This is a genomic window from Methylobacterium sp. Gmos1 (assembly GCF_053764715.1).
The window spans coordinates 138,314-152,575 of sequence record NZ_JBSNCC010000001.1; the positions used below are offsets into that span (position 1 = coordinate 138,314).

The 14,262-nt window shown below is 73.7% G+C and carries 15 protein-coding genes; 6 read left to right on the forward strand and 9 right to left on the reverse strand.

Annotated elements, in window-relative coordinates:
• A complete protein-coding gene (locus ACS5PV_RS00645) occupies positions 1–1,194 on the reverse strand; it encodes an ATP-grasp domain-containing protein (protein ID WP_455393457.1) in 1,194 nt (397 codons plus the stop codon).
• A 206-nt stretch (positions 1,195–1,400) separates the two neighbouring features.
• Positions 1,401–2,426, reverse strand: a complete 1,026-nt coding sequence (locus tag ACS5PV_RS00650) for a beta-ribofuranosylaminobenzene 5'-phosphate synthase family protein (RefSeq protein WP_455393458.1) — start codon at positions 2,424–2,426, stop codon at positions 1,401–1,403.
• 149 nt (positions 2,427–2,575) lie between these two features.
• On the opposite strand from ACS5PV_RS00650, the gene ACS5PV_RS00655 reads away from it, so the two are divergent.
• From ACS5PV_RS00655 to ACS5PV_RS00670, 4 genes are read left to right on the forward strand one after another with little or no spacing between them, the layout of a single operon-like run.
• Entirely contained in the window at positions 2,576–3,676 is a 1,101-nt protein-coding gene (locus tag ACS5PV_RS00655; RefSeq protein WP_455393459.1) for a formyltransferase, read from the forward strand.
• Entirely contained in the window at positions 3,670–5,298 is a 1,629-nt protein-coding gene (locus ACS5PV_RS00660; protein WP_455393460.1) for a formylmethanofuran dehydrogenase subunit A, read from the forward strand. Before ACS5PV_RS00655 ends, ACS5PV_RS00660 begins: the two co-directional genes overlap by 7 nt.
• Positions 5,286–6,218: a formylmethanofuran--tetrahydromethanopterin N-formyltransferase gene (gene fhcD / locus ACS5PV_RS00665; protein ID WP_455393461.1), complete on the forward strand. Its 933-nt coding sequence runs from the start codon at positions 5,286–5,288 to the stop codon at positions 6,216–6,218. The genes ACS5PV_RS00660 and fhcD overlap by 13 nt, the downstream gene beginning before the upstream one ends.
• Positions 6,215–7,012 carry a formylmethanofuran dehydrogenase subunit C gene (locus ACS5PV_RS00670; RefSeq protein WP_455393462.1) on the forward strand — a complete coding sequence of 266 codons (798 nt, stop codon included), beginning with the start codon at positions 6,215–6,217 and terminating at the stop codon, positions 7,010–7,012. Before fhcD ends, ACS5PV_RS00670 begins: the two co-directional genes overlap by 4 nt.
• A 223-nt stretch (positions 7,013–7,235) precedes the next feature.
• On the opposite strand, the gene ACS5PV_RS00675 is transcribed toward ACS5PV_RS00670, so the two are convergent.
• The 7 genes from ACS5PV_RS00675 to ACS5PV_RS00705 form a co-directional block, all read right to left on the reverse strand.
• Entirely contained in the window at positions 7,236–7,844 is a 609-nt protein-coding gene (locus ACS5PV_RS00675; RefSeq protein ID WP_455393463.1) for a hypothetical protein, read from the reverse strand.
• A 24-nt stretch (positions 7,845–7,868) separates the two neighbouring features.
• Positions 7,869–8,726 (reverse strand): ABC transporter permease, encoded by an 858-nt coding sequence (locus ACS5PV_RS00680; RefSeq protein WP_455393464.1) that lies wholly within the window; start codon positions 8,724–8,726, stop codon positions 7,869–7,871.
• A complete protein-coding gene (locus ACS5PV_RS00685; protein WP_455393465.1) occupies positions 8,723–9,469 on the reverse strand; it encodes an ABC transporter ATP-binding protein in 747 nt (248 codons plus the stop codon). Before ACS5PV_RS00685 ends, ACS5PV_RS00680 begins: the two co-directional genes overlap by 4 nt.
• A complete protein-coding gene (locus ACS5PV_RS00690) occupies positions 9,466–9,705 on the reverse strand; it encodes a hypothetical protein (RefSeq protein WP_455393466.1) in 240 nt (79 codons plus the stop codon). The genes ACS5PV_RS00685 and ACS5PV_RS00690 overlap by 4 nt, the downstream gene beginning before the upstream one ends.
• Positions 9,706–9,767: 62 nt before the next feature.
• Positions 9,768–10,190, reverse strand: a complete 423-nt coding sequence (locus ACS5PV_RS00695) for a hypothetical protein (RefSeq protein ID WP_455393467.1) — start codon at positions 10,188–10,190, stop codon at positions 9,768–9,770.
• A gap of 158 nt (positions 10,191–10,348) precedes the next feature.
• Positions 10,349–11,329 (reverse strand): YVTN family beta-propeller repeat protein, encoded by a 981-nt coding sequence (locus ACS5PV_RS00700; RefSeq protein ID WP_455393468.1) that lies wholly within the window; start codon positions 11,327–11,329, stop codon positions 10,349–10,351.
• 99 nt (positions 11,330–11,428) lie between these two features.
• Positions 11,429–12,673 carry an ABC transporter substrate-binding protein gene (locus tag ACS5PV_RS00705; protein ID WP_455393469.1) on the reverse strand — a complete coding sequence of 415 codons (1,245 nt, stop codon included), beginning with the start codon at positions 12,671–12,673 and terminating at the stop codon, positions 11,429–11,431.
• Between the two features lie 147 nt (positions 12,674–12,820).
• Here ACS5PV_RS00705 and ACS5PV_RS00710 point away from each other — a divergent pair, with 147 nt between their 5' ends.
• On the forward strand, positions 12,821–13,330 hold the full coding sequence (locus tag ACS5PV_RS00710) for a DUF3280 domain-containing protein (RefSeq protein ID WP_455393470.1): 510 nt from the start codon (positions 12,821–12,823) through the stop codon (positions 13,328–13,330).
• Positions 13,327–14,034, forward strand: a complete 708-nt coding sequence (locus ACS5PV_RS00715; RefSeq protein WP_455393471.1) for a (5-formylfuran-3-yl)methyl phosphate synthase — start codon at positions 13,327–13,329, stop codon at positions 14,032–14,034. The genes ACS5PV_RS00710 and ACS5PV_RS00715 overlap by 4 nt, the downstream gene beginning before the upstream one ends.
• Positions 14,035–14,262 lie beyond the last annotated feature (228 nt).

Consider the following 14,262-nt stretch of genomic DNA (forward strand, 5'->3'; position numbering starts at 1 on the left):
TCACCGCCCGCGGGGAGAGGAGATTTCCCGCGATACTCCGTCGAGCATGGAGCGGTGGCCGGCGAAAGCCAATGCGGCGCCGGTTGTACCTTTTAGCTGCATCCGCAGCTCCGCCGCCCGCGCCGCGACGGCCCGCCGGGCCGCCGCCGCATCGCCCCCCTCGGCCACCACCGTGCAGATCGGTGCGCCCGCCTCGACGCGGCTGCCGGCCGGTGGGCGGTCCATCGCCCAGGCGGGCCAGTCCAGGGCCGGCACCGCGGAAATCTCGCGATCGGCGTAAAGGATCTCGGTCGCGGCGGAGCCCGGGAGGGGGAGCCACCGCTCCGGCAGCCGGCCGCGTGCCGCCGCGAGGTGCGCCGCGAAGAGCGGCACCGGCCCGCGGTCGAGAACGTCCAGGGTCGCGCCGGGCCGGGGATTGACCTCGAGCAGCCACCACGCCTCGCCCGCGACCAGGAGATCGGCGCTGAACAGGCCGTGGAGCCCTGTGGCCGCGACGAGCGCCGCGAGCGCCCGCTCGGCCGCCTCCCGCACCGTGGCCGGCAGCGGGGCCGGCCCGGCGGCGCCGGCGTAGCGGAACGGCCGGCCCGGCCCGGGCGCCGCCCATTGCTCGGTCACCGCCAGCACCGTGACGGCGCGGCCGTCCGCCAGCGCGTTGAGCGAGCGGGGCAGGCCCGGCACGCGGCGCTGGAGGTAGGCGCCCGCCGGGAGCCGCCCCGGCAGGGCCGGGCGGATATGGCCGCCGCCCGAGGCGCCGCGTCGCTTCACGAGCCAGGCTTCCGGGTCGGGCACCGGGGCGAGCGCGATCTCGGGGTGCGGGATGCCGAAGCGCCGGCAGAGGCGCGCGAACCCGGCCGGGTCCTTCAGCGCCGCCACCGCCTCGGGCTTAGCCCCCAGCAGCGGCCAGCGCCCGGCGAGCCGCCGCATCAGCCCCGGCGCGCCCTCGAAGCCCGAGCCGAGGACAAGGCCGGCGGGCGCGCCGGCTTCCGCCGCGAGGGCGGCCAGCGCCGCTTCCATGCCCCGCGGCCCCGGCCCGGCGCCGAGGCGGCCGGGCACGCGGCGATAGCCGGCGGCGAGCGCGCGGGTGTCGTCGTCGCCGAACAGGTCGGCGACGAAGGGGCGGTAGCCGGCGCGCCGCGCCGCGGCGGCGAGCGCCCGGCCCGATTGCGCGGCGATCAGGATCGATCCACCGGTCACGCCGCTTCCGCCCGGCTCGCGTCGAGCCGGTCGACGGGTCCGGGTGGCGTCGTCCCGTAAAGGCTCGCGCAGGTCATCCGACATCTCCTCGGGATCCGCGAATGCGGCGGCCCCCTTTCGCGCTCGACGCGCAAGTGTCCGCCACTTGCCCTGAAAGATATGGCCCTGACGCCTGCGCGCCCCGCCCGGACGTTCGTGGCGCTCCCTCAGTCGATCTCCGCACCGCGGTTGCGCCCGCGCGCGACGCGGAAGGCCAGGTCCGGGTGGCGGGCGCGCAACGCCGCGACCAGTGCTTCGGCCTCGTCCTCGTCGCGGGTGAGCGCGAAGCCGGTCGGCCCCCAGGAGCTCTGGCCGAAGCCGGCGAAGCCGGCCGCCTCGATCTCGGCGAGCGCCGCCGCCACCGCCGCGCTGGCGTAGCGCCCGCCCTGGTGGGGAGCGAAGTAGTCGCCGATCCGGCGCTGGATCGCGGTGATCCCGGCGCCGAACCGGTCGATGTCCTGCGCGACCGCGGCCGGCAGCACCTGCATCAGCACGGTGCGGCAGATCTCGGCGGCGTCCGGAGCGGGGAAGCGGGGGAGTTCCCGGAAGGCGCGGCGCTCCTCGGCCCCGTGCACGCCCGTGCGGCCGGCATCGAGGATCAGCACCACCCGCCAGGATTCGGGGAAGGGCAGCCGCGCGATCACCGGCGGCGGCGCGTCGCTGCCGTCGCGGCCGCCATCGACGATCAGGCCGCCGGTGACGAAGGCGGCGAGCCCGACGCCGGAGCGGTTGCCGCGGTCGAGGGCGTCCGCGAAGGCGGCCGGCGCGAAGGGGGCGCCGTGGAGCGCGGCGAGCGCCGCCGCGACCGAGAGGGCGAGCTGCGTGCCCGAGCCGAAGCCGGCATGGGCCGGGATCGCCTCCGCAAGGTGGAACGCTCCCGTCTCCGGCACGCCGAGATGGCGGGCGGCGAGCGCCGCGTAGGCGCGCACCCGCTCGCATTCGGGGGCAAGATCCGGGATCTCGGCCCCGGTGACCGTCAGGATGTCGGCGCGGGCGGCGGTGAGGTCGATGCCGGGGGCGTCGAGCCCGAGCCCGATGCTGCCGAAGCGCCGGCCGAGTCCGCCATGCAGGTCGAGGAAGCCGAAATGCAGCCGGGCCGGCGCGCGCACCCGCACCCTCGCCCGCGCTGATCCCACCTCGTGCGCCAATGTCTTGTCCCGGACAGGCCTGCGTCTCTGCGGGAACTGTCCCACACCGGCCGCCGGCCAAGCAACTCGCCCTCCGCGCATATCTGCCGGAGCGCCGGTCGCCGAGCCGGACTTTCGGGGGACTTGCCTGCCCGGGCGCCCGGATGCGACCGTCGGCGCTGCATCTTCGCGCAGCAGGGCTCGAGCGAGGGCGGATGACGGCCTGGATCGACGGGCGGGCGGTGGCGCGGGACGAGGCGGTCGCGGCCGCCGCGGCGCTCATGGCGGGCGCGCGAAGCCCGGTCGTCGCCGGGCTCTGCGCCGAGGCCGCCGCGGTGCAGGCGGCGTTCGACCTCGCCCGCGCCATCGGCGCTTCCCTCGATCCCGCCGCGGGCTCCGCGCTCTACGCCGATCTCGGGGCGCTCGCCGCCGCCGGCGCGATGACCACCACGCCTTCCGAGGCGCGCGGGCGGGCCGACGTCGTGCTGGCGCTCGGCGCCGCGCCCTGGACCTCGGAGATCTCGACCTCGGAGATCTTGGGCGATCTGGCAGCGGGGGGCCCGGTCCGCGGGCGCGCGGCCGGGCGGCCCCGCACGCTCCTCGCCCTCGGCGCGCCGGGGGACGGCGCCGTGCAGCCCCTCGCCTATCCGGCCGGGGATGCCGGCCTGCGGGCGGCGATCGGCCTGCTGCGCGGCCTCGTCGCCGGCCGCATCCCCGGTCCCCATCCTCTCGCCGACCTCGCGGCGCGCCTGCGCGCCGCGCTCTACGGGGTGATCCTCTACGACCCCGCCGAGACCGGCGCCCTCGGGGCCGAGATGCTGACCGGCCTCGTCAAGGACCTCAACGAGACCACACGCTGCTTCGCCCTGCCGCTGGGCGACCCGTATCAGGGCCGGGCCGTCGCCCAGGTCGCGGCCTGGAGCACCGGCCAGGGCCCGCGGGTCGGCTTCGGCCGCGGCGACCCGGAGCACGATCCCTGGCGCTTCGACGCCGCGCGCCAGGCCGCCGCCGGCGAGATCGATGCCGCGCTCTGGCTCGCCTCCCTGCCGGCCCCGCTCCCCGCCTGGATCCGTGACGTTCCGACCGTGGCGCTCCTCGGGTCGCCGCAGGGGGACGAGGCGCGAGTGGTGATCGGCGTCGGCGTGCCGGGCGAGGCCTTCGGCGCCGCCCTCTGGCACCCGCGCCGCGCCGTGATCGCCTGGCGCGATCCCGGCTCGCCGCGGACGGACCTCGACCCCGCCGCCGCGATCCTCACCGCGCTCCAGGCCCGGCTCGCCGCCTCCCCCGCCCCGCAGCCGGAGCGCGCCCCATGCTGACCCGCATCGCCGGCGGCCGGGTGGTCGATCCGACCGCCGGGCGCGACGCCGTCGGCGACGTCTGGATCGAGGACGGCCGCATCGTCGCTCCCTCCGACCGCGCCCCCGACCGCACCATCGACGCCGCGGGTTGCGTCGTCATGGCGGGCGGCGTCGAGGTGCACTCGCACATCGCCGGCGGCAACGTGGTGCTGGCGCGCCTGCTGCTGCCGGAACTCGGCCTGTCCGAGCCCGGTGCGCCGAACCCGCACGGGTCGGGCCGCGACGTCGGGATGCTCTACGCCCGGATGGGCTACACCACCGCGGTCGAGCCGGCGATGCCGCCGGCCAACGCGCTCGCGACCCAGCTCGAACTCGCCGAGATCCCGCTCCTCGATCGGGGCGGCCTGTGCGTGATGGGCAACGACGACCAGCTGCTCGCGCTGCTGCGCGACCGCGAGAGCGCGCAAGCCGTGCGCGACCTCGTTGCATTGAACGTCGCCACCTCGCGGGCGCTCGGCGTCAAGGTCATCAATGCCGGCGGCGCCGACGCCTTCAAGGACGGGGCGGTGCGCTTCTCCCTCGACGACGAGGTGCCGGCCTACGGGCTGACCTCGCGCACCATTCTCACCGGGCTCCTCGACGCGGTCGAGGCGCTGAAGGTCCCCCACCCGCTCCACGTCCATTGCAGCAATCTCGGCCTGCCGGGGGCCGACGACAGCCTGATCGAGACATTGGAGGCGGCGGAAGGCCGGCGCATCCATTTCGCCCACGCCCAGTTCTACGCCTACGCCGCCCTCGACCGGGACAACCCGCTCACCGGCGGCTTCGCCTCCGCCGCGCCGCGGATCGCCGAGGCGCTCGCCCGCCACCCGAACGCCACCCTCGACATCGGCCAGGTGGTGTTCGGCCAGACCGCGACGATCTCGCTCGACATCCTGCGCCAGTTCTCCGGCCGCAAGGCGGCGAGCCCGAGGAAGTGGATCGTCAACGCGGGCGACGCGGAGGGCGGCGGCATCGTGCCGTTCCGCTACCGCGACCGCGGCCCGACCTCGTCGCTGCAATTCGCCATCGGGCTCGAACTGATGCTGCTCTCGCCCGATCCGGAGCGCACCGTCCTGACCACCGACCACCCGAATGGCGGGCCCTTCACCGCCTATCCGCGCATCCTCCACCTGCTGATGGACAAGGAGGAGCGCGACCGGGAGGTCGCCGCCCACCCCAAGGTCGCGGCGGAGCGCTCCGGCCTCGCGGGGATTGCGCGCGAGTACACCTTTGCCGAGGTGGCGCAGCTCACCCGCTCAGGCCCGGCAAAGCTCCTCGGCCTCACCGACCGCGGCCACCTGCGCCCGGGGGCGCGGGCCGACGTCGCGATCTACCGCGACCGGAGGGACCGGACCGCGATGTTCGCCTACGCCCACCGAGTGCTCAAGGACGGCGCGGTGATCGTCGCCGACGGCGAGGTGGTGGCCTGGCCGCGCGGGCGCACCCTGTCCCTCTCCGTCGAGGCCGATGCCGGCATGGCGCGGCGGACCGAGGCCTACCTCCAGGACCGCTTCGGCGCCGGTCTGTCGAGCTTTTCCGTACCGGACGCGGCCTTTCCAGGCCGTGAGGTGTTCGAGGCGGTCCCATGCCGGACCTGACCCTCCACGGCATTCGCGTCGAGGACACCTTCGCGGAGGCCTTCGACATGGCCGCCACCGCCCTCGTGATCACCGCCGAGACGCCCGACTGGGCGATGATCGCCGCGACCACCATGACGGGCTTTGCCACCTCGGTGATCGGCTGCGGCGCCGAGGCCGGCATCGACGCCGTGCTCGCGGCGGAGGAAACCCCCGACGGGCGCCCGGGCGTGCGGGTGCTGCTGTTCGGCTTCGATGCCGGCGGCCTCAAGGACCAGCTCCTGCGCCGGGTCGGGCAATGCGTGCTGACCTCCCCAGGCAGCGCCGCCTATGCGGGCATCCCCTGGGACGACCCGAACGTGGGCAAGGCGCTCAAGCTCGGCGGCGCGATCCGCTACTTCGGCGACGGCTTTTCCACCGCCAAGCGCGTCGCGGGGCGGCGCTACTGGCGCACGCCGGTGATGGACGGCGAGTTCCTGTGCGAGCACTCCGTGCCGACGGTGAACGGCGCGGTCGGTGGCGGCAACCTGCTCTTCCTCGGCCGGCGCTTTCCCGACACCCTGCGGGTGGCCGAGATCGCGGTCGCGGCGGCCCGCGCCGTGCCGGACGTGATCCTGCCCTTCCCGGGCGGCGTGGTGCGCTCGGGCTCCAAGGTCGGGGCACGCACCAGGGGCATGATGGCCTCGACCAACGACGCCTACTGCCCGACGCTCAAGGGCCGCGCCGGCTCGGCCCTGCCGCCGGAGGTCGACGTGGTGCTGGAGATCGTCATCGACGGGCTCTCGGCCGGTGCCGTCTCGGCCGCGATGCGGGCGGCGCTCCACGCCTCCACCCGGGCGGGGGCCGATCTCGGCCTCGTCGCGGTCACGGCGGGCAATTATGGCGGCAATCTCGGCCGCCACCACTTCCATCTGCGCGACCTCGTCGGGGAGGCCGCATGAGCACCCTCACGTCGCGCGAGGCGCTGCCGGAGCGCCTCGACCTCGCCGGGATCACCCCCGCCGCCCTCGCCGGCCTGTCGGAGCGGGACGCCGCCCGCCTCTCCGTCGGCACCAGCCGCCGCGGCCTCGTCCTCGGCGACTGCTTCTCGCTTCACCTCGACGGATCGGAGGAGCTGCGGATCCTCGGCGCCACCGACCGCCTCGACCGGGTCGGAGCCGGCCTCAGCCTGGGGCGGATCGTGGTCGAGGGCGATGTCGGCCAGCGCCTCGGCGCCGGCATGACGGGCGGGACGCTCACGGTGTCGGGCTCCGCCGGCCCCTTCGCCGGCACGGCGGCGACGGGCGGCACGATCCGCGTCGCCGGCGACGCCGCCGAGGGCGCCGGCGGCGCGATCCACGGCGCGGCCTGCGGGCTCGACGGCGCGACGCTGGTGATCGGGGGAGCGGCGGGCGACCGCCTCGGCGACCGGATGCGCGCCGGGCTGATCGTCGTGAAAACGGCCGGCGCCCATGTGGGGTCCCGGATGATCGCCGGCACGATCGTGGCGGACGCAATCGGCGACCATCCGGGCTACGGCATGCGGCGCGGCACCCTGGTCACCGCCCATCACGGCGCGCTGCTGCCGACCTTCGTCGAGACCGGGCGGCAGGATCTCGTGGTGCTGCGGCTGCTCGCCAAATCGCTGGAGGCGATGGCGCCGGAGGCGGCGGCGCTGCTGCGGGCGCCCTTGCGGCGCTACGGCGGGGATCTCGCGACGCTCGGCAAGGGGGAGCTGTTCGTGCCGGCGAGGTGAGCGGGCGCGCCGTTAGCCTCTGGCCTCACAGGACACTCTTCCCACCCACCATCTCATCCTGAGGTGCGGAGCGATCGCAGATCGCGGAGCCTCGAAGGAGGCCTCCAGCGATCTCGGCGACTTCTGGAGCCTCTTTCGAGGCTCACTTCGTTCGCACCTCAGGATGAGGTTGTGGGTGGGACGAGAAAGTTGCTTCGTTGGGGGCGGTCGGAAGATCAATCGTTCACAGCCGCGCCTGGATCTTCTTCGCGATTGCCCCCAGCCGCTGCTCCAGCAGGGTCGGCACCTCGCAGACGTAGGTCAGCGACTGGCTGCGCTCCTGGAAGATGCGCTTGTCCCAGGCGAAGCGGGTCTCCAGCTCGGCGAGCTCCCTGGTCTCGGGCACGTCCGGCGCGGTCTTCACCTCGCTGATCTTCCCGGCCTCGTCGCGGATGCGCTCGGCCAGCACCCGCTGGCCGCGGGCGTAGCGGCCGATGCCGGAGACCACCTTGTCGCGCTCGCCGTTCAGCACCTCGAACACCCCGGCGAAGACCCGGGTCAGGCGGGTCTCCTTCTCGCCCTCGGCCAGCTTCGCCGCGAAGCCGTCGAGGAGCCCGTCGACCTCCTCCAGCGGCAGCCGGCGCGACGCGATCTTCTGCGCCAGCAGGGCCGCGTCGGTGTCGTTGCCCCACTCGGCCAGCGCCAGGGTCGGGTCGGGCCCGGTCCAGACCGCGCCGGGGCCGAGCGTCGAGACCTTGCGCTGGGCGCAGGGCCAGTCGGGATCGGGCCTCGGCTGGGCCAGCGCCGGCGCGGCCGAGAGGACGAGGAGCGTCATGAGGGCGGAGCGGAGCATCGCGGGCATCTCTCTCACGGGCGGTCAGCCCGCCTCCCCGGCCGGGCCGCCGCGCCGGGCGAGCAGCCCGCGGCCGGGATCGTAGGCGGCGACCGCCATGACGAAGAACGCCAGCCCGGTCCCGACCACGACCGCGCAGGCGACCGGGTTGAACGCGCCGTAGAGGGCGAAGCGCACCAGCTCGACGGCGTGGGTGAACGGGTTGAGCTGGCAGATCCAGTACAAAGTCGCGCTCGATTCGTTGATCCGCCACAGCGGGTAGAGCGCCGAGGAGGCGAAGAACATCGGGAAGATCACGAAGTTCATCACGCTGGCGAAATTCTCGAGCTGGCGCACGAGCGAGGACAGGAAAAGCCCGATCGCGCCGAGCATCAGCCCCGCGGCGAGGAAGGCCGGCAGGGCCCACAGGTAGCCGGCCCACGGGATGTCGGTCTCGAAGAAGCTCGCCACCGCGAGGAAGACGTAGGCCTGGACCAGCGAGACGATCACGCCGGCGATGAGCTTGGCGAAGAGCAGGCTCCAGCGCGGATAGGGGCTGGTGAGCAGCACCCGCATCGAGCCGACCTCGCGGTCGTAGACCATCGACAGCGACGACTGCATGCCGTTGAACAGCTGGATCATCACCGCGAGGCCCGGCACGACGTAGACCTCGTAGAGCACGTAGGTCTCGTAAGGAGGCGTGATCGACAGGCCGAGCGTGTTGCGAAAGCCGGCGGCGAAGATGAACAGCCAGACCAGCGGCCGCACCAGCGCCGAGAAGAACCGCTCCTTCTGGTTGAAGAAGCGCAGGAGCTCCCGCCGCACGATGCCGGCGAGCGCGATGAGGTAGCCGCCGGCATCGAGCCGGCCGCGCACGGGCGTGAGGGTCGTGCCGGCGCTCATGCGACCCTCCTCGGGGTGTCCCCGCGCTCGGCGGTCATCTGGCGGAAGGCGGTCTCCAGCGAGCCGGTCGGCTCGCTCAACGCGCCCGCGAGGCCGCGGGCGACGATGCGGCCGCGATGCAGCACCACCACCCGGTCCTCCGGCTCGATCTCGTCGAAGATGTGGGTGGCCCAGAGCACCGACAGCCCCTCCTCCCGTACCAGCGCCCGGACGATGGCGACGATGTCGGCGCGGGATTCGAGGTCGAGGCCGACGGTGGGCTCGTCGAGGAGCAGCAGGTCGGGCGCGTGGATCAGCGCCCGGGCGATCTCGATCCGCCGCGACTGGCCGCCCGACAGGGTGCGGATCTTGTCGTCCCGGCGCTCGGACAGGCCGATCCTGGCGAGCAGCGCCTCGATCCGCGCGAGCGCCGCCTTGCGGGGGATGCCGTGGAGGGCCGCGTGGTAGAGCAGGTTCTGGCGCACCGTCAGGTCGGTGTCGAGGGTGCGGGCCTGGAACACCACGCCGAGGCGCGCGAGCGCCCGCGACGGCTCTCGGGTCAGGTCGTGCCCGAGGAGCGCGACGCGCCCGGCCTGGCTGGCATAGAGCCGCGTCACCACCGAGAACAGGGTGGTCTTGCCGGCCCCATTCGGCCCGAGCAGGGCCGTGAACGCGGCGCGCGGCACCTCGAACGACACGTCGTCGAGCGCCGTGCGGGCGCCGAAGCGGTGGCTCACGCCCTCGACCGCGAGCGCCGCGCTCATCGGCTTATGCTCTTGCGGGCGTCGCGCACGGCGTCGAGGCACTCGTCGTATTCCCGCTCGCCGAGTTCGCGCTCGGCGACCCGCAGTTCCCGCCGGAGGGCTTTTGCCAAGGGCTCAGCGGGGGACTTCGCCAGCTCGGCCTTGATCGTCGCGATGCCGTCCCGGCACGCGGCCGCGTCGTCGGCGCGGGCAGGCAGGGCCGTCAGCAGCAGCAGGGCGGCGAGGCGCGCGCGCATCCGGGGTTTCCTCTCGTTCTTGCGGTCGATGTAGGCCGGGGCCTGCGGCCCGCAAACCCCTGTCACTTCACGATGAAGCGCCCGGTCATGCCCCGGCTCTCCAATCCTTGCACCGACCACGGGAACTCGCCGGCCCGCACCGTCACGAACTCCACCGCGATCGTGCCCTGGTCGTCGAATTCGAGGTGGTGCGGCGGCCCGGCCATGTGGACTTCGAGATGGTTGATGACGATCTGGTTCATCCACACGCCGCGGAAGAACTCGCTGGCGAAGAACTTGTACTCCTTCTGCCCCTTGGCGGTGATCCGCAGGCGGTAGGACTTGCCGGCCTCCATCTCGATGTCCTTCACCGGCACCGCGTAGTCGTTGTCCTCGGCGCCGAGCACGAGGTCGGGCAGGTCGGTGCGGCCCTTGGTGAGGTCTCCGGCGAAGGCGGGGGTGGTGAGGAGGCAAGCAGCCAGAGTGGCGGAGAGGAAGGCGCGCATGGGTGATCCAGGTGAGAAGAGGTGGCGCACGCTGGCGCGTCTCTCCTCCCCCTTGTGGGGAGGAGCCGGAGGTGGGGGTGGTGCCGCGTAGAGCGCGCGCTCAATCCGGCACCACCCCCACCCCTAACCCCTCCCCACAAGGGGGAGGGGAAGGTGCTTTACTGCGGCGAGACCGCGACGCCCCAGGGCAGCAGCCCGACCGGGATGCTCTTCGTCACCTTGAGCGCCTCGACGTCGATCACCGAGACGTCGTTCGAGGTGCCGTTGGTGGTGAACAAGAGCTTCTGGTCCGGCGTGAAGGCGAGCTGCCACACCCGCTGGCCGACCGGCAGGTACTTCTGCACCTCGTAGGTCCTCGCATCGACCACCGCGACCCGGTTGGCGGGGCCGAGCGCCACGAAGGCCTTGCTCCCGTCCTTCGTCATGCGCACGCCGACCGGCTGGATCTGCTCGTCGGTGACGCCCGGGATCTTGAACGTGATCTTACGCACCACCTTCCTGGTCTCGACGTCGATCACCGAGACGGTGCCGCCGACCTCGGCCGAGACCCACAGCCACTTGCCGTCCTGGCTGAACTCGGCGAAGCGGGGGCGGGCATCGACCAGCACGTTGTCGATCACCTGGAAGGTCCTGGTGTCGATGAAGTGGGCCATGTTGGTGGTCTCGGAGGTGTTGACCAGGATCGACCCGTCCGGGCTCAAGCCCAGCCCCTCCGGCTCGACGCCGACCGGCACCTCGGCCACCACCTTGTTCTTCTCGACGTCGAGCACCGTGACCTGGCTGTCGTCTTCGTTGGCGACGTAGACCGGGTTGCCGGATGGGTGCGCGATGAACTGCTCCGGATCCGGCCCCGAGCGCAGCGAGCGCACGACCTTGCCGGTCTTGGTGTCGAGCACGTCGATGCGGTCGTCGTCGCTGGCGCAGACGTAGAGCAGGCTCCCGTCCTTCCCCACCGTGATCCCGCGCGGGCGGCGCCCGACGGCCCAGGTCGCCGTGACCTTCATCGTCTCGACGTCGATGACGCTGACCGAGTTGCCCTTCTCGTTGCTGACGTAGACGGTGGTGGCGTGGGCGGGCGCGGCCAGGAGCACGGTCGCGACGAGTGCGCAGGACGCCGGTCCGATCCGGTGACGGCTCATCGATCCTCCCTTCCGGCCGCGCTCTTGATCCCGCGGTCCGTCTTCTCGCTCTTACCTCGCCCGCCGCGACGCCGCGGGCGAGATCGACTTATGGCCGGGTCACGACTTCGGGAGCTTGCACTGCGTCTCCGGCAGGTCGATCCCCAGCGTATCGAGCGGCGTGCGCTGGTGCAGGTAGCCCTGCTCCGGCGCCACCGCGACCAGCGCCTGGGGCTGCACCAGGAGCAGCGGCTGGCGCAGCTGGTGGTCCCAGGGACGGAAGCTCAGGGCGACGCCCTTGTAGCCCGGCAGGCTGAAGGCCGGATCGGCGATGGCCCCTGCCAGCGCCGCCGGGTCGGTGGTCTTCTTCTGGAAGGCGGCTTCGCCGACGGCCCGCACCGACGCCCAGACCTGGTAGTCGAGGGGGCGCATCAGCCGGCCGGCGAGGCGGCGGAAGCGGTTCTGGGCCTGGGCGGCGCCCCAGACCTCCAGCGTCGGGTGCCAGGTGGTGGGGGTCAGCCCCTGCGTGCCGACCACGGGCCGCGGATCGACGGTGTGGAACGGCACGTAGTCGCCGAAGTCGCCCGCCTCGTCCGCCACCACGGCGACGTCGTAGTCGAGGCCGCGGGTGAAGACGAGGGCTTCGGCGCGGGTCGGGGTGTCGCCGCGGGCGCGGGCCAGCGGCCCGAAGGTCCAGGGGCGCTCGGCGCCGATCTGGAGCCCGAATTTCTTCGCCGAGCGCTTCATCGCCTCGGCCCACAGCCTGTCGCCGTCCTGCGGGCCGGTGATGAGGAAGAGCTTGCGCCAGCGCATGAAGGCGAGGAACTGCGCCAGCGCGTCGGTCTGCATCGCCCGGCTCGGGGCGACGTGGAAGACGTCCGCCCGGCAGTCGGTGCCGCGCAGGCGGTCGTCGGGGGCGGCCGCGTTGAACAGGACGACGCCCGACCCTTGGAGCGCGTCGGCCACCGCCAGCACCTCGTCGGCGGGCAGCGCCAGCACGATGAAGCGCAGGCCCTTCTGGGCGAGGCCGCGGGCGGCCTCGACCGGGCCCTGCGGCGGCGCCTCGCCGGGACCGGCGGCCGTGAGCGCCACCGCGTCGAGGGCGTAGCTCTGGCGCACGAAGCGGCCGGTGGTGGCGTTGTCCTGGATCGCGAGCTTGGCGCCGGCCAGCCCCTCGTCCTCGGGCGCGGCCTGAGCGTCGTAGGAGGACGGGGCCGGGGCCGGCCGGTAGATCAGGCCGATGCGGATCTCGCTCGCCTGCGGTGCCGCGGCGGGTGCGGCAGGCGCCTGCGCGAGAGCGGCCGGCGATCCCGCCAGGGCGGTGACGAGAGCGAGGGCGACGGTGGCCGTGCGGAACTGTGCCATGCGGGGGGCACGCTACCAGGGTTCCTCCCGCGGCCTCAACGCCTCTTCGATGAGGAAACCTTAAGACCACCCTCCCCCGAAAGTCCGAACACGGCCGGGAGGGGAGCGCGTTGCGCCGGCCCGCGCCGCCATGCGAGGGTTCGGGCGATGCTGTCGTCCCGCGCCCTTCCGGCCCTCGCGGCCCTGCTCGCCGGCCTGCCGGCCGCCGCCGCGCCGAACGGTGCGGCGGTGTTCGAGGTCGAGCTGGCCGAGCCCGGCACGGTCGGGCCGCGGCCGGTAAAGCCGGAGGAGGCCCGTCGCCTGCGGCTCGCCAGCGACGCCCTGCGCCGGGAGGTCGTGGGCCGCGGGCTCGAACCCGTGGACCTCGGCGCCCAGGCCGCCGCGATCCGGCGCGACGCGCCGCTCTACAAGTGCGAGGGCTGCGCGGAAAAGATCGCCCGGGCAGCGGGGGCGGCCTACGCCGTCTACGGCTACGTCCAGCGCAGCGCCCCGCAGGTGCTCAACCTCACCATCACCATCACGGAGGCCGGGAGCGGCAAGGTGCTGCGCGGCGGCCAGGTGGTGATCCAGGGCGACACCGACGACACCTGGCTCCATGGCGTGCGCTCCCTGGTGAAGAACCGCCTCTTCGCCGAGCCGCTGCCGGACCGGTCGTGATCCCCGTGCCCGGCCCCTCCTCTCCCCGGACCCGCCTCCTCGTCAGCGTGCGCGACGCCGCGGAAGCCGCGCTCGCCCGCGATCACGGCGCCGACCTGATCGACGCCAAGGATCCCGATCGCGGCGCCCTCGGGGCCCTGCTCCCCGAGACCGTGCGGGCGATCGCGGCGGCCTCCGGCGATCGGCTGACCAGCGCCGTGGCGGGCGAGCCGCGCGACGCGCGGGAGGCCTCCGCCTGCCTCACGGCGCTCGCCGGAACGGGCGTGCGCTACCTCAAGATCGCCTGGGCGCCGGGGCGCGATGCTGCGGAGCTGACGCTGCCCGCCGACCTTCCGGTGATCGCGGTGCTGTTCGCCGAGGACGGGCCGGAGGGGGCCGACGTGCCGGCGCTGGCCGCCGCCGGCTTTGCCGGCGCGATGATCGATACGCGGGGCAAGGACGGGCGGCGGCTCACCGACCATCTCTCCCTGCCGCGGCTCTCGGGCTTCGCGGCGGCGTGCCGGGCGCACGGGCTGCTCTCGGGCCTCGCCGGCTCGCTGTCGCTCGACGACATCCCGCTCCTGGCGGCGCTCAGGCCGGGCTATCTCGGCTTTCGCGGCGGGCTGTGCGCGCAGGGAGACCGGAAGGGCGTCCTCGATCCGGAGCGGATCGCCGAGGCGGTGCGGCGGCTTGAGGCTGTTGCGCCTTGCGTCGAGGCGGCGTGATCGTGCGCCGTATGACTGTCCGCGCTGCCATCCGGAACATGATCGAGCGCGGGATCGTGTCCCTCTTGGAGAGGGACGGGGCCGCCTTGAGAATGAAGTGGCGCTGGAATTCTCCTCTCCCCGCGGGCGGGGAGAGGGCTCTGCCGACCTTGTCGTCGGCAGAGCGAGCTGCGAGCCGCAGGTTCGCCGCGAGGGTGAGGGGGTGTTTCCGGAGAAGCCTCACTCGTC